Origin of the sequence: Microbacterium sp. 70-16, assembly GCF_001898315.1 — a bacterium.
Taxonomy (GTDB): domain Bacteria; phylum Actinomycetota; class Actinomycetes; order Actinomycetales; family Microbacteriaceae; genus Microbacterium.
Genome location: NZ_MKTQ01000024.1, coordinates 43,200 through 58,089, shown reverse-complemented (window position 1 = coordinate 58,089; position 14,890 = coordinate 43,200). Strand labels below are relative to the sequence as shown.

At 65.9% G+C, this 14,890-nt stretch carries 26 protein-coding genes; all 26 read left to right on the top strand.

From position 1 onward, the window contains the following. The coding region (locus BGO46_RS10830) for an EF-Tu/IF-2/RF-3 family GTPase (RefSeq protein ID WP_299986029.1) at positions 1-426 on the top strand (426 nt) is incomplete at its 5' end. Positions 427-517: 91 nt separating this feature from the next. Continuing rightward, positions 518-2,116: a sugar transferase gene (locus tag BGO46_RS10825; RefSeq protein WP_298044553.1), complete on the top strand. Its 1,599-nt coding sequence runs from the start codon at positions 518-520 to the stop codon at positions 2,114-2,116. Positions 2,117-2,118: 2 nt separating this feature from the next. Next, positions 2,119-2,637 (top strand): VanZ family protein, encoded by a 519-nt coding sequence (locus BGO46_RS10820; RefSeq protein WP_292897942.1) that lies wholly within the window; start codon positions 2,119-2,121, stop codon positions 2,635-2,637. Between the two features lie 54 nt (positions 2,638-2,691). After that, complete coding sequence (locus BGO46_RS10815) at positions 2,692-2,904, top strand: Rv0909 family putative TA system antitoxin (protein ID WP_292897936.1); 213 nt, start codon at positions 2,692-2,694, stop codon at positions 2,902-2,904. 427 nt (positions 2,905-3,331) lie between these two features. After that, positions 3,332-3,640: a 30S ribosomal protein S10 gene (gene rpsJ, locus BGO46_RS10810; protein WP_005050520.1), complete on the top strand. Its 309-nt coding sequence runs from the start codon at positions 3,332-3,334 to the stop codon at positions 3,638-3,640. A gap of 11 nt (positions 3,641-3,651) precedes the next feature. Continuing rightward, on the top strand, positions 3,652-4,311 hold the full coding sequence (gene rplC / locus BGO46_RS10805) for a 50S ribosomal protein L3 (protein WP_292897934.1): 660 nt from the start codon (positions 3,652-3,654) through the stop codon (positions 4,309-4,311). 2 nt (positions 4,312-4,313) lie between these two features. Then, positions 4,314-4,976: a 50S ribosomal protein L4 gene (gene rplD, locus BGO46_RS10800; protein ID WP_292897932.1), complete on the top strand. Its 663-nt coding sequence runs from the start codon at positions 4,314-4,316 to the stop codon at positions 4,974-4,976. Beyond that, positions 4,973-5,281 (top strand): 50S ribosomal protein L23, encoded by a 309-nt coding sequence (gene rplW / locus BGO46_RS10795; RefSeq protein WP_292897930.1) that lies wholly within the window; start codon positions 4,973-4,975, stop codon positions 5,279-5,281. The genes rplD and rplW overlap by 4 nt, the downstream gene beginning before the upstream one ends. Before the next feature lie 24 nt (positions 5,282-5,305). After that, entirely contained in the window at positions 5,306-6,145 is an 840-nt protein-coding gene (gene rplB, locus BGO46_RS10790) for a 50S ribosomal protein L2 (RefSeq protein WP_298044559.1), read from the top strand. 12 nt (positions 6,146-6,157) lie between these two features. Continuing rightward, on the top strand, positions 6,158-6,439 hold the full coding sequence (gene rpsS, locus BGO46_RS10785) for a 30S ribosomal protein S19 (protein WP_045275479.1): 282 nt from the start codon (positions 6,158-6,160) through the stop codon (positions 6,437-6,439). A 39-nt stretch (positions 6,440-6,478) separates the two neighbouring features. After that, positions 6,479-6,871: a 50S ribosomal protein L22 gene (gene rplV / locus BGO46_RS10780; protein ID WP_292897928.1), complete on the top strand. Its 393-nt coding sequence runs from the start codon at positions 6,479-6,481 to the stop codon at positions 6,869-6,871. Next, positions 6,871-7,632, top strand: a complete 762-nt coding sequence (rpsC, locus tag BGO46_RS10775) for a 30S ribosomal protein S3 (protein ID WP_292897926.1) — start codon at positions 6,871-6,873, stop codon at positions 7,630-7,632. The genes rplV and rpsC overlap by 1 nt, the downstream gene beginning before the upstream one ends. Next, on the top strand, positions 7,632-8,051 hold the full coding sequence (gene rplP, locus BGO46_RS10770; RefSeq protein ID WP_215486825.1) for a 50S ribosomal protein L16: 420 nt from the start codon (positions 7,632-7,634) through the stop codon (positions 8,049-8,051). The genes rpsC and rplP overlap by 1 nt, the downstream gene beginning before the upstream one ends. Then, positions 8,051-8,368: a 50S ribosomal protein L29 gene (rpmC, locus tag BGO46_RS10765; RefSeq protein ID WP_292897924.1), complete on the top strand. Its 318-nt coding sequence runs from the start codon at positions 8,051-8,053 to the stop codon at positions 8,366-8,368. Before rplP ends, rpmC begins: the two co-directional genes overlap by 1 nt. Continuing rightward, complete coding sequence (gene rpsQ / locus BGO46_RS10760; RefSeq protein ID WP_292897922.1) at positions 8,368-8,694, top strand: 30S ribosomal protein S17; 327 nt, start codon at positions 8,368-8,370, stop codon at positions 8,692-8,694. The genes rpmC and rpsQ overlap by 1 nt, the downstream gene beginning before the upstream one ends. Then, positions 8,691-9,059, top strand: a complete 369-nt coding sequence (gene rplN, locus BGO46_RS10755) for a 50S ribosomal protein L14 (protein WP_292897920.1) — start codon at positions 8,691-8,693, stop codon at positions 9,057-9,059. The genes rpsQ and rplN overlap by 4 nt, the downstream gene beginning before the upstream one ends. A 4-nt stretch (positions 9,060-9,063) precedes the next feature. Then, a complete protein-coding gene (rplX, locus tag BGO46_RS10750) occupies positions 9,064-9,423 on the top strand; it encodes a 50S ribosomal protein L24 (RefSeq protein WP_292897918.1) in 360 nt (119 codons plus the stop codon). Next, positions 9,423-10,010 (top strand): 50S ribosomal protein L5, encoded by a 588-nt coding sequence (rplE, locus tag BGO46_RS10745; RefSeq protein ID WP_292678498.1) that lies wholly within the window; start codon positions 9,423-9,425, stop codon positions 10,008-10,010. The genes rplX and rplE overlap by 1 nt, the downstream gene beginning before the upstream one ends. An 82-nt stretch (positions 10,011-10,092) precedes the next feature. Then, complete coding sequence (rpsH, locus tag BGO46_RS10740; protein WP_292897916.1) at positions 10,093-10,491, top strand: 30S ribosomal protein S8; 399 nt, start codon at positions 10,093-10,095, stop codon at positions 10,489-10,491. 6 nt (positions 10,492-10,497) lie between these two features. Further along, positions 10,498-11,034: a 50S ribosomal protein L6 gene (gene rplF / locus BGO46_RS10735; protein WP_292678491.1), complete on the top strand. Its 537-nt coding sequence runs from the start codon at positions 10,498-10,500 to the stop codon at positions 11,032-11,034. 2 nt (positions 11,035-11,036) lie between these two features. Beyond that, the gene (rplR, locus tag BGO46_RS10730; RefSeq protein WP_292678488.1) at positions 11,037-11,396 is read left to right on the top strand and encodes a 50S ribosomal protein L18; all 360 of its coding nucleotides are present in this window, start codon (positions 11,037-11,039) and stop codon (positions 11,394-11,396) included. Positions 11,397-11,416: 20 nt separating this feature from the next. Beyond that, complete coding sequence (gene rpsE / locus BGO46_RS10725) at positions 11,417-12,076, top strand: 30S ribosomal protein S5 (protein WP_292678485.1); 660 nt, start codon at positions 11,417-11,419, stop codon at positions 12,074-12,076. Further along, positions 12,076-12,261, top strand: coding sequence for a 50S ribosomal protein L30 (gene rpmD / locus BGO46_RS10720; protein WP_292678483.1), 186 nt, complete (start codon positions 12,076-12,078; stop codon positions 12,259-12,261). The genes rpsE and rpmD overlap by 1 nt, the downstream gene beginning before the upstream one ends. Further along, a complete protein-coding gene (gene rplO / locus BGO46_RS10715) occupies positions 12,261-12,830 on the top strand; it encodes a 50S ribosomal protein L15 (protein WP_292678481.1) in 570 nt (189 codons plus the stop codon). The genes rpmD and rplO overlap by 1 nt, the downstream gene beginning before the upstream one ends. Before the next feature lie 132 nt (positions 12,831-12,962). Then, complete coding sequence (gene secY, locus BGO46_RS10710; protein ID WP_292678479.1) at positions 12,963-14,291, top strand: preprotein translocase subunit SecY; 1,329 nt, start codon at positions 12,963-12,965, stop codon at positions 14,289-14,291. Further along, entirely contained in the window at positions 14,288-14,881 is a 594-nt protein-coding gene (locus BGO46_RS10705) for an adenylate kinase (RefSeq protein ID WP_292678477.1), read from the top strand. The genes secY and BGO46_RS10705 overlap by 4 nt, the downstream gene beginning before the upstream one ends. The last annotated feature ends 9 nt before the right edge of the window (positions 14,882-14,890 follow it).

Below are 14,890 nucleotides of genomic sequence, written 5' to 3'. Positions count from 1 at the left end.
ACCACGGTCACGGGTATCGAGATGTTCCACAAGCAGCTCGACGAGGCCTGGGCCGGCGAGAACTGTGGTCTGCTCCTGCGCGGCACCAAGCGTGACGACGTCGAGCGCGGCCAGGTTGTCGTCAAGCCCGGTTCCGTCACCCCGCACACCAACTTCGAGGGCACGGCGTACATCCTGTCCAAGGAAGAGGGCGGCCGCCACAACCCGTTCTTCACGAACTACCGTCCGCAGTTCTACTTCCGCACCACCGACGTCACCGGCGTCATCACGCTGCCCGAGGGCACCGAGATGGTCATGCCCGGCGACACCACGGAGATGTCGGTCGAGCTGATCCAGCCCATCGCCATGGAGGACGGCCTCGGCTTCGCCATCCGCGAGGGTGGCCGCACGGTCGGTGCCGGTACCGTCACCAAGATCCTGAAGTAATCACCTTCTCGTGATTGCGCACTGCGCCTAGCGTGGTGCACACCTTCACACAGGATGCCCCTGGAGTTTCGGCTCCGGGGGCATCCTGCGTTTGTGCCGGGGGGCGCATGCCGCGGGGAGTAAACTCGCCGAGGGTCGTTGTGCACGGGTCGGTGAGATCTGGCCGTGCGGGGAACAGATCGGTGGTGCGGTGGGGTACGCGGGAGCATTTGTGAAAAAAGCGGATACGCGCGTTCGCAAGGCGCCGCTCCTGGTCTCCAAGAGACGCTCGGCACGTGACTGGCCATCCCGTTATGCGCGCCGGCTGGTCTACAGTGACTTCGCGGTGCTCGCTGCGGTCTTCGTCGTCTTCCGTTTCGCCGCATTGCCGTTCGAGAATGCGTCGGTCTCATGGGTCGGCGGGCCGGAGATTCCGTACTGGGCGCTGATCGTCGCGGTCATCCTGCTGTGGTTGGTCGCGTTGAGTGTCTTCGACACCCGCGACCGTCACATCGTCGGCAATGGGACGCTCGAGTATGCCCGGATCACCAATGCCGGAATCGCTCTGTTCGCAGTGCTGGTGGCGGTGGCGTTCTTCCTGCGTATCGAGGTGTCGCGCGCGTTGCTTCTCATCGCCCTTCCCGTGGGCACCGTGGCGCTCATCCTGTCGCGATGGGTGTGGCGGCAGTGGCTGCGGCGACAGCAGCGGTCGGCGAAGTACGTCTACCGCGCGATCGTGGTCGGTGAAGCGGCCAAGGCGTCGCACATCATCGGTGCCATTCGCCGCGAGCCAGGGTCGGGGTTCGACATCATCGGTGTCGTGACGAACGGTCGCGCTCCCGCGCTGATCGAGGGTGTCCCGGTCGTCGGCGGGCTGTCGACGGCTGTCGAGGCGATGGATGCCGTCGATGCCGACACCGTCATCTTCGCCGGGGCGGATGAACTCAGCCCCGCAGTCATGCGGCGGCTGGGATGGGCGATTGCCGACCGCGACGCCAATCTCGTGGTCGCGCCCGCGCTGACCGATGTGGCGGGCCCTCGCATCCACTCTCGTCCGGCAGCGGGGCTCCCGCTCGTCCACGTCGAGTACCCCGTGCTTGAGGGGTACCGGCGCTTTGCGAAGCGGGCCTTCGACATCGTGGGCTCCGCCGCGCTCATCGTGATCGCATCACCGATCATGATCGCGGCGGCGATCGCGATCCGTGTCGACGGGGCAGGTCCCATCTTCTACCGCCAGAGCCGCATCGGCAGGCGCGGCCAGTCGTTCGGGATGATCAAGTTCCGGTCGATGATCGCCAATGCCGACGACCAGCTCGCCAGTCTGCTGGATCTGCAGGGTACGAGTGACAGGCCGTTGCACAAGGTCATCGACGATCCACGGATCACGCGCGTCGGCAGGTTCCTGCGCAAGCATTCGATCGACGAACTGCCGCAGCTGTTCAACGTCTTCCTCGGTGACATGAGTCTCGTAGGCCCGCGCCCGCAGCGTGAGGCGGAGGTCGCCCTCTACGATGACGCCGCTGAACGGCGCCTCCTCGTCAAGCCGGGAATGAGCGGGCTCTGGCAGGTGAGCGGGCGTTCGGCGCTCTCGTGGGACGACGCCATCCGCCTCGACCTCTACTACGTGGAGAACTGGACCTTCACGCAGGACATCGTGATCTTGTTCCGTACAGTGCGTGCCGTTGTGGCACCCGGCGAGAGCGCCCATTGATCGTGGCGGGACCTTCAATCCGTACCAGCGGGCCGCGGGCCGCGGCCGTTTGGCTGCTGGCGATCGGCTACGGCGGCTTCCTCGCGTTCGTCGTGTTCTGGCCGAGCCCCATCGATCGCCCGGTCGCCGGCCTCCTTACGCGGGTGATCCAGGAGTTGCACGAGCGGGGCGTCCCGGCTTTCATCGACTACGGCTTCATCGAGTTCTCCGCGAACATCCTGCTCTTCGTTCCGGTGGGGCTGCTGTTCGGTCTGGCGCTTCCCCTCAGTTGGTGGGCGGTGATGCTGCTGTGCGGACCCGTCGTGTCGGCGGGCATCGAGTTGGCGCAGCGCCAGCTTCTCGCTGCCCGTTATGCGACCGTAGAGGATGTCATCGCCAACTCGATCGGCGCGACGATCGGCGTACTTGTCGCGCTGATCCTGCGAGTTCTGGTCGCCTACCGCGACGAACGCGTGATCGCCCGGCACGAGTCGCGGGCGACTTATCCGCCCTCTAGACCTGTCGAGCACGACGCACCATGATGGAGAACGGAGCGGCGCGGTGTCGCTCCGACCACCCACGGAGGGACAACGCGCATGGGTATCGACGACATCGTCAACAAGGGCAAGGAACTGTTCGAGGACGCCAAGGACAAGGCCGAAGAGGTCTTCGGCAGTGACAAGGTCGAGGAAGTCAGCGACAAGGTCCTCGACGGCGCAGCCGACGTTGCCAAGAAGGTCGCGCCCGAGCAGTTCCACGAGCAGATCGACCAGGTGCGCGACAACGTCGACGGCGCCATCGGTCAGTAACCACCAGATCTCCACAAGCGGGTCGGATGCCATCAGGCATCCGACCCGCTTCTGTGCGCAAGTCACGCCGATATACATCCCGCGACACGCCCGGGTTTGCGACACGCCCGGGCGACACGTAGACTAGTCAGGTTCCACATTCCTGCGCGCGCAGATCTGAGAAGAGAAGCGCCCGCGCGGGATCACTGCCAGGGCAGTGCATAGGACGTGCAGACGCACAGAGCCTAGGCCGCGGGCAGCAGAACAAACGACAACCCGATCCTCCTGGAAACAGGATTCGCGCGCGTGCGCGCGAAGGATCGGGACTGACATCAGAACAGCGGTGCAGCATCCATCGCAACAGCGATGTGAAGTGCCCAGGCGCCACCAGCGCCGTGTGCGTCCAATGCCCCCGAGGTAAGACGCGAGAAAAGAGAGTGAGCAGACAATGGCGGGACAGAAGATCCGCATTCGCCTGAAGTCGTACGACCACGAGGTCATCGACACGTCGGCACGCAAGATCGTCGACACCGTGACCCGTGCGGGCGCGACCGTCGTCGGCCCCGTGCCGCTTCCGACCGAGAAGAACGTCGTGTGCGTCATCCGGTCGCCCCACAAGTACAAGGACAGCCGCGAGCACTTCGAGATGCGCACCCACAAGCGTCTGATCGACATCATCGACCCGACGCCCAAGGCCGTCGACTCGCTGATGCGCCTTGACCTGCCGGCCGACGTCAACATCGAGATCAAGCTCTGAGGACGACGACCATGGCAAACATCAACGAAAAGGTTTCCAAGGGCCTGCTCGGCACCAAGCTGGGCATGACCCAGGTTTGGGACGAGAACGGCAAGCTCGTTCCCGTCACCGTCATCGAGGTCGCCCCCAACGTGGTGACCCAGGTGCGCACCCCCGAGCGCGACGGCTACAACGCCGTGCAGATCGGCTACGGCCAGATCGACCCGCGCAAGGTCAACCAGCCCCTCACGGCCCACTTCGAGGCTGCGGGCGTGACCCCCCGTCGTCACCTCACCGAGGTGCGCACGGCGGATGCCTCTGACTACTCACTCGGTCAGGAGCTCACGGTCGACGCCACGTTCGAGGCCGGCCAGCTGGTCGACGTCGTCGGCACCAGCAAGGGCAAGGGCACCGCGGGTGTCATGAAGCGCCACAACTTCAAGGGTGTCTCCGCTTCGCACGGTGCACACCGCAACCACCGCAAGCCCGGTTCGATCGGCGCATCGTCGACCCCGAGCCGCGTCTTCAAGGGCATGCGCATGGCCGGCCGTATGGGTGGCGAGCGCGTGACCGTTCTCAACCTCACGGTGCACGCCATCGACGCCGAGAAGGGTCTGCTGCTCGTCAAGGGCGCCGTCCCCGGTGCGCGTGGCCGCATTGTCTACGTCCGCAACGCAGTGAAGGGTGCCTGAACATGGCTGACTCGACTCTCGCGCTCGACGTCGTGAAGTCCGACGGCAAGAAGGCCGGCTCCGTCGAGCTGCCCGCCGCCATCTTCGACGTCAAGACGAACATCCCCCTCATCCACCAGGTCGTCGTCGCGCAGCTCGCGGCGGCTCGCCAGGGCACCCACTCGACCAAGCGTCGCGGTGAGGTCTCGGGCGCCGGCCGCAAGCCCTTCAAGCAGAAGGGCACGGGTAACGCCCGTCAGGGTTCGATCCGCGCGCCGCACATGACCGGTGGTGGCATCGTCCACGGCCCCAAGCCGCGTGACTACTCGCAGCGCACCCCCAAGAAGATGATCGCCGCCGCCCTGCTGGGCGCGCTCAGCGACCGTGCTCGTGGTGGCCGTCTGCACGTCGTCGACTCGTTCGGCATCGAGGGTGCGCCCTCGACGAAGGCCGCTGCCGCGGTTCTGACGCAGCTCGCTCCGACCAAGAACGTCATGGTCGTCATCGAGCGCGGCGACGAGCTGACCCTGAAGAGCGTCCGCAACCTCGGTTACGTCCACGCCATCGAGGTCGGCCAGCTCAACGCTTACGACGTGCTCGTCTCCGACGACATCGTCTTCACCAAGGCCGCCTACGACGCGTTCGTCGCGTCGAAGGCTGCAGCGACCGAGGAGGTCTCGGCATGACCGCGAACATTGCCGTGAACAAGGACCCGCGCGACATCATCCTGAAGCCGGTGGTTTCGGAGAAGAGCTACGGCCTGATCGACGAGGGCAAGTACACCTTCCTGGTTGACCCGCGCGCCTCCAAGACCGAGATCAAGCTCGCCATCGAGAAGATCTTCGGCGTCAAGGTCGCCGCGGTCAACACGCTCAACCGCGCGGGCAAGTCCCGTCGCACCCGCTTCGGCACCGGCAAGCGCAAGGACACCAAGCGCGCCATCGTCACGCTGAAGTCGGGCACCATCGACATCTTCACGGCCGTCGGCTGACAGCTGGGATAGAGGACAACCAACATGGCTATTCGCAAGTACAAGCCCACGACCCCGGGTCTGCGCGGTTCGTCGGTGGCCGACTTCGCCGAGATCACGCGATCGACGCCCGAGAAGTCGCTGCTGCGCCCGCTGTCGAAGACCGGTGGTCGCAACAACCAGGGTCGCATCACGACGCGTCACATCGGTGGTGGCCACAAGCGCCAGTACCGTGTCATCGACTTCCGTCGCAACGACAAGGACGGCGTCAACGCCAAGGTCGCGCACATCGAGTACGACCCCAACCGCACCGCGCGCATCGCGCTGCTGCACTACTTCGACGGCGAGAAGCGCTACATCCTCGCGCCGAACAAGCTGGCGCAGGGCGACATCGTCGAGTCGGGTCCGTCGGCTGACATCAAGCCCGGCAACAACCTGCCGCTGAAGAACATCCCCACCGGTACGGTCATCCACGCGATCGAGCTCCGCCCCGGCGGCGGCGCGAAGATCGCCCGTTCGGCGGGTGTCTCCGTGCGCCTCGTCGCGAAGGACGGCCCCTACGCCCAGCTGCGTCTGCCCTCGGGCGAGATCCGCAACGTGGATGCCCGGTGCCGCGCGACGATCGGCGAGGTCGGCAACGCCGAGCAGTCGAACATCAACTGGGGCAAGGCCGGCCGCATGCGCTGGAAGGGCGTCCGCCCGACCGTCCGTGGTGTCGCGATGAACCCGGTCGACCACCCGCACGGTGGTGGTGAGGGTAAGACCTCCGGTGGTCGTCACCCTGTCACTCCTTGGGGCCAGGCTGAGGGTCGTACCCGCCACCCCAACAAGGAAAGCGACAAGTACATCGTCCGTCGTCGCAACGCCGGCAAGAAGCGCAAGTAGGAGTAGAGGAAGATGCCTCGCAGCCTTAAGAAGGGCCCCTTCGTCGACGAGCACCTGCTCCGCAAGGTCGTCGTCCAGAATGAAGCCGGCACCAAGAACGTCATCAAGACCTGGTCGCGCCGTTCGATGATCATCCCCGCCATGCTGGGACACACCATCGCCGTGCACGACGGACGCAAGCACATCCCCGTGTTCGTGTCCGAGACCATGGTCGGCCACAAGCTGGGCGAGTTCGCGCCCACCCGCACCTTCCGCGGCCACGTGAAGGACGACAAGAAGGGCCGCCGCCGCTGACGCGGTGGTGATCCTGGAGAGGACTAGAGGAGGAGAGACATGGTGGATTCCATCGCACGCGTCAAGCACATTCGCGTGACCCCTCAGAAGGCTCGTCGTGTCGTCGCGCTCATCAAGGGCAAGCAGGCTCAGGAGGCCCTGGCCATCCTGAAGTTCGCCCCGCAGAGCGCCAGCGAGCCGATCTACAAGCTCGTTGAGTCCGCGGTTGCCAACGCACGCGTGAAGGCGGACCGCGACGGCGAGTACCTGGACGAGCAGGACCTGTACGTGCGCAACGCGTACGTCGACGAGGGCACGACGCTCAAGCGTTTCCAGCCCCGTGCCCAGGGCCGCGCGTTCCAGATCAAGAAGCGCACGAGCCACATCACCGTCGAGCTCGCGACCCCCGAGGTCGCCGCTGCCGGTACCGAGACCAAGAAGGCGAGCAAGTAATGGGACAGAAGGTCAACCCGTACGGCTTCCGCCTCGGCATCACCACGGACCACGTGTCGCGTTGGTTCTCCGACTCGACCAAGCCGGGCCAGCGTTACGCCGACTACGTCGCCGAGGATGTCAAGATCCGCAAGCTCCTGCAGACGCAGCTCGACCGTGCCGGCGTGTCCAGCATCGAGATCGAGCGCACGCGTGACCGCGTCCGCGTCGACATCCACACCGCCCGTCCGGGCATCGTGATCGGTCGCCGTGGCGCCGAGGCCGAGCGCATCCGCGCCGACCTCGAGAAGCTCACCGGCAAGCAGATCCAGCTGAACATCCTCGAGGTCAAGAACCCCGAGGCTGACGCTCAGCTGGTCGCGCAGGGCATCGCCGAGCAGCTCACCGCACGTGTGGCGTTCCGCCGCGCGATGCGCAAGGGCCTGCAGGGCGCCCAGCGTGCCGGTGCCAAGGGCATCCGCATCCAGGTCTCCGGCCGCCTCGGCGGCGCCGAGATGAGCCGTTCGGAGTTCTACCGCGAAGGCCGTGTGCCCCTGCACACGCTGCGCGCGAACATCGACTACGGCTTCTACGAGGCCAAGACCACCTTCGGCCGCATCGGCGTGAAGGTCTGGATCTACAAGGGCGACCTGACGGCCAAGGAGCTCGCTCGCGAGCAGGCCAACGCCCCGAAGCAGCCCCGCGGTCGCGATGACCGTGGCGGCGACCGTCGTCGCGGCCCGCGCAGCGAGGCCCCCGTCGCAGAAGGAGCGTCTGCCTGATGCTTATTCCCCGCAAGGTCAAGTACCGCAAGCAGCACCACCCGGGTCGCTCGGGTGCCGCCACCGGTGGCACGAAGGTGTCGTTCGGTGAGTTCGGCATCCAGGCCCTGACGCCCGCTTACGTGACCAACCGTCAGATCGAGTCCGCTCGTATCGCCATGACGCGTCACATCAAGCGTGGCGGCAAGGTGTGGATCAACATCTACCCCGACCGTCCGCTGACCAAGAAGCCGGCCGAAACCCGCATGGGTTCCGGTAAGGGTTCGCCGGAGTGGTGGGTCGCCAACGTCAAGCCCGGTCGCGTCCTGTTCGAGGTCGCGGGCGTGAACGAGGAGCTCGCACGCGAGGCCCTCACCCGGGCAATCCACAAGCTGCCGCTGAAGGCACGCATCATCAAGCGCGAGGAGGGCGACGCGTAATGGCTGTCGGAACCAAGACGCTCGCACCGAGCGAGCTCGACACGTTCGAGGACCAGCGCCTCGTCGAGGAGCTGCGCAAGGCCAAGGAAGAGCTGTTCAACCTGCGCTTCCAGTCGGCCACCGGCCAGCTCGAGAGCCACGGCCGCATCCGTGCGGTCAAGCGCGACATCGCGCGGCTCTACACCGTGATCCGTGAGCGCGAGCTCGGCATCCGTGCCACGCCCGCGCCCGCCGAGGTCGCGACCAAGGCGAAGAAGAAGGCGACGAAGAAGGCGGATGCCGCCGACGACGCCGCTGCGAAGGAAGAGGCTGAGTGATGGCCACCAAGAAGACTGAAGAAGTAGTCGTCGACGGTCACGAGCACGCTGCACACGACGTGCGTGACGCGGATGCCCGTGGCTACCGCAAGTCCCGCCGCGGTTACGTGGTCAGCGACAAGATGGACAAGACGATCGTCGTCGAGGTCGAGGACCGCGTGAAGCACCCCCTCTACGGTAAGGTCATCCGGCGCACGTCGAAGGTGAAGGCTCACGACGAGCTGAACACCGCCGGCATCGGCGACCTGGTCGTCATCGATGAGACCCGTCCGCTCAGCGCCACCAAGCGCTGGCGTCTGGTCGAGATCCTGGAGAAGGCCAAGTGATCCAGACAGAGTCCCGCCTCAAGGTCGCCGACAACACCGGTGCCAAGGAGCTGCTCACCATCCGCGTCCTCGGCGGCTCGAACCGCCGCTACGCGGGTCTCGGTGACATCATCGTGGCCACCGTCAAGGACGCGATCCCCGGTGGAAACGTCAAGAAGGGCGACGTCGTCAAGGCGGTCGTCGTCCGCACCAAGAAGCAGGTCCGTCGTCAGGACGGTTCCTACATCAAGTTCGACGAGAACGCCGCCGTCATCCTGAAGAACGACGGGGAGCCCCGTGGCACCCGTATCTTCGGCCCGGTCGGCCGTGAGCTTCGCGACAAGAAGTTCATGAAGATCGTCTCGCTCGCTCCGGAGGTGATCTGACCTCATGGCCAAGATCAAGAAGGGTGACCTCGTTCAGGTCATCACTGGCAAGAAGCAGGACAAGGGCGGCGACCGCGGCAAGCAGGGCAAGGTCCTCGACGTTCTCGTCGAGCAGAACCGTGTCATCGTCGAGGGCGTCAACTACGTCACGAAGCACACCCGCGTGGGCCAGTCCCAGCGCGGCACCAAGACGGGCGGCATCGAAACGATGGAAGCCCCGATCCACATCTCGAACGTCGCCCTCGTCGACCCCTCGACCAAGAAGCCGACCAAGGTCGGTCACCGCGTCGAGGAGCAGACGAAGGATGGCGTGAAGCGCACCGTTCGCGTGCGCTTTGCGAAGAAGAGCGGTAAGGACCTCTGATGAGCACCACCACTGCCGCGGCGGCTGGCAAGATCCAGCCCCGCCTGAAGCAGAAGTACAACGCCGAGATCAAGAAGGCGCTGCAGGACGAGTTCGGCTACGAGAACGTCATGCAGATCCCCGGACTGGTCAAGGTCGTCGTCAACACCGGTGTCGGTGAGGCTGCGCGTGACTCCAAGGTGATCGATGGTGCGGTCGACGACCTCACCAAGATCACCGGCCAGAAGCCGATCGTCACCAAGGCCCGCAAGTCCATCGCGCAGTTCAAGCTGCGTGAGGGTCAGCCCATCGGTGCGCACGTCACGCTGCGTGGCGACCGCGCCTGGGAGTTCCTGGACCGCCTCGTGAACCTCGCGCTGCCCCGCATCCGCGACTTCCGTGGCCTGTCCGGTGAGCAGTTCGACGGTCACGGCAACTACACGTTCGGTCTTCAGGAGCAGTCCGTGTTCCACGAGATCAACCAGGACCGCATCGACCGCGTCCGCGGCTTCGACATCACGGTCGTCACGACCGCGAAGACGGATGCCGAGGGTCGTTCGCTGCTGCGCCAGCTGGGCTTCCCGTTCCAGACTGCTGACGAGAAGTAACACCCCCGGACGGAAACGTCCATCAAGAAGGTCGGCTGTCTTGTAAAGGCATCCGAAACCACTGAACAAAGGAAACCAAGAAATGACGATGACAGACCCGGTCGCAGACATGCTGACCCGTCTGCGCAACGCGAACTCGGCGCACCACGACACCGTCGCGCTGCCGAGCTCGAAGCTCAAGACCAACATCGCCGAGATCCTCAAGCAGGAGGGCTACATCTCCTCCTGGGAGGTCTCGGACGCCCGCGTCGGCCAGACCCTGACGCTCACGCTGAAGTACGGCCCGAACCGCGAGCGGTCTATCGCCGGCATCAAGCGCGTCTCCAAGCCGGGTCTGCGTGTCTACGCGCGCTCGACCGAGCTGCCCACCGTCCTCGGTGGCCTCGGCGTCGCGATCCTGTCCACCTCCTCCGGTCTTCTCACCGACCGTCAGGCCGAGCAGAAGGGCGTGGGTGGGGAAGTCCTCGCCTACGTGTGGTGATCTGACATGTCGCGTATTGGACGTCTTCCCATCGACATCCCGGCCGGCGTCACCGTTTCGGTCGACGGCCAGGATGTCTCGGTCAAGGGCCCCAAGGGCGAGCTGACGCTCTCCGTTGCCAAGCCCATCGAGGTCAAGGTCGAGGAGGGCCAGGTTCTGGTCTCCCGTCCCGACGACGAGCGCGAGTCGCGTTCGCTGCACGGTCTGACCCGCACCCTCATCAACAACGACATCATCGGCGTCACCCAGGGCTACACCAAGGGCCTCGAGGTCGTCGGCACCGGTTACCGCGTCGCGCAGAAGGGTGCCGCCGTCGAGTTCGCGCTCGGCTTCTCGCACCCGGTGCTGGTCGAGGCCCCGGCCGGCATCACGCTGACCGTCGAGGGCAACAACAAGGTCACCGTCAGCGGCATCTCGAAGCAGGCTGTCGGCGAAGCCGCCGCGAACATCCGCAAGATCCGCAAGCCCGAGCCGTACAAGGGCAAGGGTGTGCGTTACGCGGGCGAGGTCGTCCGCCGCAAGGCCGGAAAGGCTGGTAAGTAATCATGGCTGTGAAGTCGAAGTCCGACGCGCGTTCGCGTCGTCACGCCCGCCTTCGCAAGAAGATCGTGGGTACCGAGGCGCGTCCGCGTCTGGTCGTCACCCGTTCGGCCCGCCACGTCTTCGTCCAGCTGGTCGACGACGCGAAGGGTCACACCGTGGCTTCGGCCTCGACCCTCGAGACCGACCTGCGCACGTTCGACGGTGACAAGACCGCCAAGGCCCGCAAGGTCGGCGAGCTCGTCGCCGAGCGTGCCAAGGCTGCCGGCGTCTCGGACGTCGTGTTCGACCGCGGTGGCAACCGCTACGCGGGCCGTGTCGCAGCGATCGCCGAAGGCGCCCGCGAGGGAGGTCTGAACCTGTGAGCGAAATCAAGGAGAACGAAGTGTCCGAGCAGGCCACTGAGGCTACGGCTGCCGCCGAGGCGCCCGTCGAGCGCGAGCGCGAGCCGCGTCGCGGCGGTCGTGAGCGCAGCCAGACCCGCGGTGACCGCGGGTCGCGTGACGCCGACAAGAGCCAGTTCCTGGAGCGCGTCGTCACGATCAACCGCGTGTCGAAGGTCGTCAAGGGCGGTCGCCGCTTCAGCTTCACGGCGCTGGTCGTCGTGGGCGACGGCAACGGTCTCGTGGGCGTCGGCTACGGCAAGGCGCGTGAGGTCCCCCTCGCCATCTCCAAGGGTGTCGAAGAGGCCAAGCGCAACTTCTTCCGCGTTCCCCGCGTCGGCTCGACCATCCCGCACCCCGTGCAGGGTGAGGCGGCCGCCGGTGTCGTGCTGCTGCGTCCGGCTGCTGCCGGTACCGGTGTCATCGCCGGTGGTCCGGTGCGTGCCGTGCTCGAGTGTGCAGGCATCCACGACGTCCTGTCGAAGTCGCTCGGTTCGTCGAACACGATCAACATCGTGCACGCGGCCGTTGAGGCGCTGAAGTCGCTCGAGGAGCCCCGCGCGGTGGCTGCTCGTCGTGGCCTCGACTACGACGCGGTCGTGCCCGCGATCATCATCCGCAACGAGGCCAAGGCCGCCGCTGCGCAGAAGGCAGGTGTCTGATGGCTAGCCGCCTGAAGGTGACCCAGGTCAAGTCCAAGGTGAGCGAGAAGCAGAACCAGCGCGACACGCTGCGTTCGCTCGGTCTGAAGCGGATCGGCGACTCGGTCGTCCGTCCCGACGACGCGCAGACGCGCGGCTACGTCAAGGCCGTCGCGCACCTCGTCAAGGTTGAGGAGATCGACTGATGGCCGAAAAGGCTGAGAAGGTGACCGAAGAGGTCGTCGAGAAGAAGGCTGCGGCAAAGCCCGCGGCGAAGAAGACCGCCGCCAAGGCTCCGGCCAAGGCTCCGGCCAAGAAGGATGCCGAGGCTTCGCGCCCCGGCGTGCTGAAGGTCCACCACCTGCGTCCGGTCCCCGGCGCCAACACCGCCAAGACGCGCGTCGGCCGTGGTGAGGGCTCGAAGGGTAAGACCTCGGGTCGTGGTACCAAGGGCACGAAGGCCCGCTACCAGGTCAAGGTCGGCTTCGAGGGTGGCCAGATGCCGCTGCACATGCGTACGCCGAAGCTGCGCGGGTTCAAGAACCCGTTCCGCGTCGAGTACCAGGTGGTCAACCTCGAGAAGCTCGCTGAGCTGTACCCGACCGGTGGCGACGTCACCGTGAGCGACCTCGTCGCCAAGGGTGCCGTCCGCAAGAACGAGAAGGTCAAGGTGCTCGGCACCGGCGACATCGCGGTCAAGCTGACGGTCGACGTCGACAAGGTCTCGGGTTCGGCCGAGCAGAAGATCGTCGCCGCTGGCGGTTCGATCAAGTAAATCCACGGCAGGGGCCGGTCCGATCTCTCGATAGGCTCGAGAACCGGTACCGGCCCCTGTTGCCGTACTCTGGGAGACGGTGTCCCCGGTCCCGTCCGGCAGGACTCCGTAAGACCACTGGAGGAAATCCCCTTGTTCAGCGCCATCGCGCGGGTCTTCCGCACTCCGGATCTCCGGCGGAAAATCGGCTTCACCCTGGCGATCATCGCCATCTATCGACTCGGTGCGCACGTCCCGACGCCGTTCGTGAGCTATCCGAACGTCCAGGACTGCCTCGCTGAGAGCGGCTCGGCCAGCGAGGGTCTGCTGTCGCTCGTGAACCTGTTCTCCGGTGGCGCGCTGCTGCAGCTGTCGATCTTCGCGCTCGGCGTCATGCCGTACATCACCGCGACGATCATCGTGCAGCTGCTGCGCGTCGTGATCCCGCACTTCGAGACCCTCTACAAGGAGGGCCAGGCGGGTCAGTCCAAGCTCACGCAGTACACGCGCTACCTGACGATCGCGCTCGCGCTGCTGCAGTCGACGACGCTGGTCACGGTCGCCCGTTCGGGTCAGCTGTTCGGCACGACCTCCATCGCGTCCTGCAACAGCCTGCTGACCAACGACGCCTGGTGGGCGCAGTTGCTGATGATCATCACGCTGACCGCCGGCACGGGCCTGATCATGTGGTTCGCCGAGCTCGTCACCGAGCGTGGCGTCGGCAACGGCATGTCGATCCTCATCTTCACCTCGATCGCGGCGACCTTCCCGGTCGCGATGTGGTCGATCGCGCAGAGCCGCAACTTCGAGACCTTCCTGCTGGTGCTCGCCGTCGGCATCCTGGTCATGGGCCTCGTCGTCTTCGTCGAGCAGTCGCAGCGCCGCATCCCGGTGCAGTACGCCAAGCGCATGGTGGGCCGTCGCACGCTCGGCGGCACCAACACCTACATCCCGATCAAGGTGAACATGGCCGGCGTCGTGCCCGTCATCTTCGCCTCGTCGCTGCTGTACATCCCGGCGCTCATCGCGCAGTTCAACCAGACGCCGGATGCCGATGGCAACGTCCCCGGCTGGGTGACGTGGATCCAGGCGTACCTGACCAAGGGCGACCACCCGCTGTACATGCTGCTGTACTTCCTGCTGATCGTCGGGTTCACCTACTTCTACGTCGCGATCACGTTCAACCCGGTCGAGGTCGCCGACAACATGAAGAAGTACGGCGGCTTTATCCCGGGCATCCGTGCGGGCCGCCCGACTGCCGAGTACCTCGACTACGTGCTCACGCGCATCACGCTGCCCGGCGCGATCTACCTGGGCCTGATCGCCCTGCTGCCGCTGATCGCTCTGGCGACCGTCAGCGCGAACCAGAACTTCCCGTTCGGTGGCGCGTCGATCCTCATCATCGTCGGTGTGGGTCTTGAGACGGTCAAGCAGATCGACGCGCAGCTGCAGCAGCGCCACTACGAAGGGCTTCTGAGATGACGGCACCCCGACTTCTGATCATCGGGCCGCAGGGCTCGGGCAAGGGCACGCAGGGCGAGCGCATCGCGCAGACCTACGGCATCCCGGCCGTCTCGACGGGCGACGTGTTCCGCGCCAACGTCAAAGAGGGCACGCCCCTCGGACTGCAGGTCAAGGCGATCATCGACGCCGGCGACCTCGTGCCCGACGAGTTGACGAGCGCGATCGTGCGCGACCGCCTCGCGCAGGACGACGCCGCGGGCGGGTTCCTGCTCGACGGCTACCCACGCAACCTCGGCCAGGTCGGCGACCTCGACGCGTTCCTTGATGGGCGCGACGAGCCGCTGACCGCCGTGATCGAGCTGTCGGTGCCGCGTGACGAGTCGATCCAGCGGCTGTCGCTGCGCGCCGCCGAGCAGGGCCGCGCCGACGACAACGAAGAGTCGATCGCCAAGCGTCTGTCGATCTACGAGTCCGAGACGGCGCCGATCCTCGACGTGTACCGCGAGCGCGGTGTCGTCGACGCCGTCGACGGCGTGGGCACGCTCGACGAGGTCTTCGAGCGCATCGTCGTCGCGCTGACCGCGCGCGGCATCGCCCCGTCGGCGTGAGCGCCTGAC

Coding starts and splice junctions, on each gene's coding strand:
- BGO46_RS10815 (WP_292897936.1), top strand. CDS start 2,692: ATGGGTATCGACGACATCGTCAACAAGGGCAAGGAACTGTTCGAGGAC.
- BGO46_RS10705 (WP_292678477.1), top strand. CDS start 14,288: ATGACGGCACCCCGACTTCTGATCATCGGGCCGCAGGGCTCGGGCAAG.
- rpmD (WP_292678483.1), top strand. CDS start 12,076: ATGGCTAGCCGCCTGAAGGTGACCCAGGTCAAGTCCAAGGTGAGCGAG.
- rplE (WP_292678498.1), top strand. CDS start 9,423: ATGAGCACCACCACTGCCGCGGCGGCTGGCAAGATCCAGCCCCGCCTG.
- rpsQ (WP_292897922.1), top strand. CDS start 8,368: ATGGCCACCAAGAAGACTGAAGAAGTAGTCGTCGACGGTCACGAGCAC.
- rplC (WP_292897934.1), top strand. CDS start 3,652: ATGGCAAACATCAACGAAAAGGTTTCCAAGGGCCTGCTCGGCACCAAG.
- rpmC (WP_292897924.1), top strand. CDS start 8,051: ATGGCTGTCGGAACCAAGACGCTCGCACCGAGCGAGCTCGACACGTTC.
- rplV (WP_292897928.1), top strand. CDS start 6,479: ATGGTGGATTCCATCGCACGCGTCAAGCACATTCGCGTGACCCCTCAG.
- rplB (WP_298044559.1), top strand. CDS start 5,306: ATGGCTATTCGCAAGTACAAGCCCACGACCCCGGGTCTGCGCGGTTCG.
- rpsC (WP_292897926.1), top strand. CDS start 6,871: ATGGGACAGAAGGTCAACCCGTACGGCTTCCGCCTCGGCATCACCACG.
- rplR (WP_292678488.1), top strand. CDS start 11,037: ATGGCTGTGAAGTCGAAGTCCGACGCGCGTTCGCGTCGTCACGCCCGC.
- rplX (WP_292897918.1), top strand. CDS start 9,064: ATGGCCAAGATCAAGAAGGGTGACCTCGTTCAGGTCATCACTGGCAAG.
- rpsS (WP_045275479.1), top strand. CDS start 6,158: ATGCCTCGCAGCCTTAAGAAGGGCCCCTTCGTCGACGAGCACCTGCTC.
- rpsH (WP_292897916.1), top strand. CDS start 10,093: ATGACGATGACAGACCCGGTCGCAGACATGCTGACCCGTCTGCGCAAC.
- rplW (WP_292897930.1), top strand. CDS start 4,973: ATGACCGCGAACATTGCCGTGAACAAGGACCCGCGCGACATCATCCTG.
- rplP (WP_215486825.1), top strand. CDS start 7,632: ATGCTTATTCCCCGCAAGGTCAAGTACCGCAAGCAGCACCACCCGGGT.
- rpsJ (WP_005050520.1), top strand. CDS start 3,332: ATGGCGGGACAGAAGATCCGCATTCGCCTGAAGTCGTACGACCACGAG.
- rplO (WP_292678481.1), top strand. CDS start 12,261: ATGGCCGAAAAGGCTGAGAAGGTGACCGAAGAGGTCGTCGAGAAGAAG.
- rplD (WP_292897932.1), top strand. CDS start 4,314: ATGGCTGACTCGACTCTCGCGCTCGACGTCGTGAAGTCCGACGGCAAG.
- rplF (WP_292678491.1), top strand. CDS start 10,498: ATGTCGCGTATTGGACGTCTTCCCATCGACATCCCGGCCGGCGTCACC.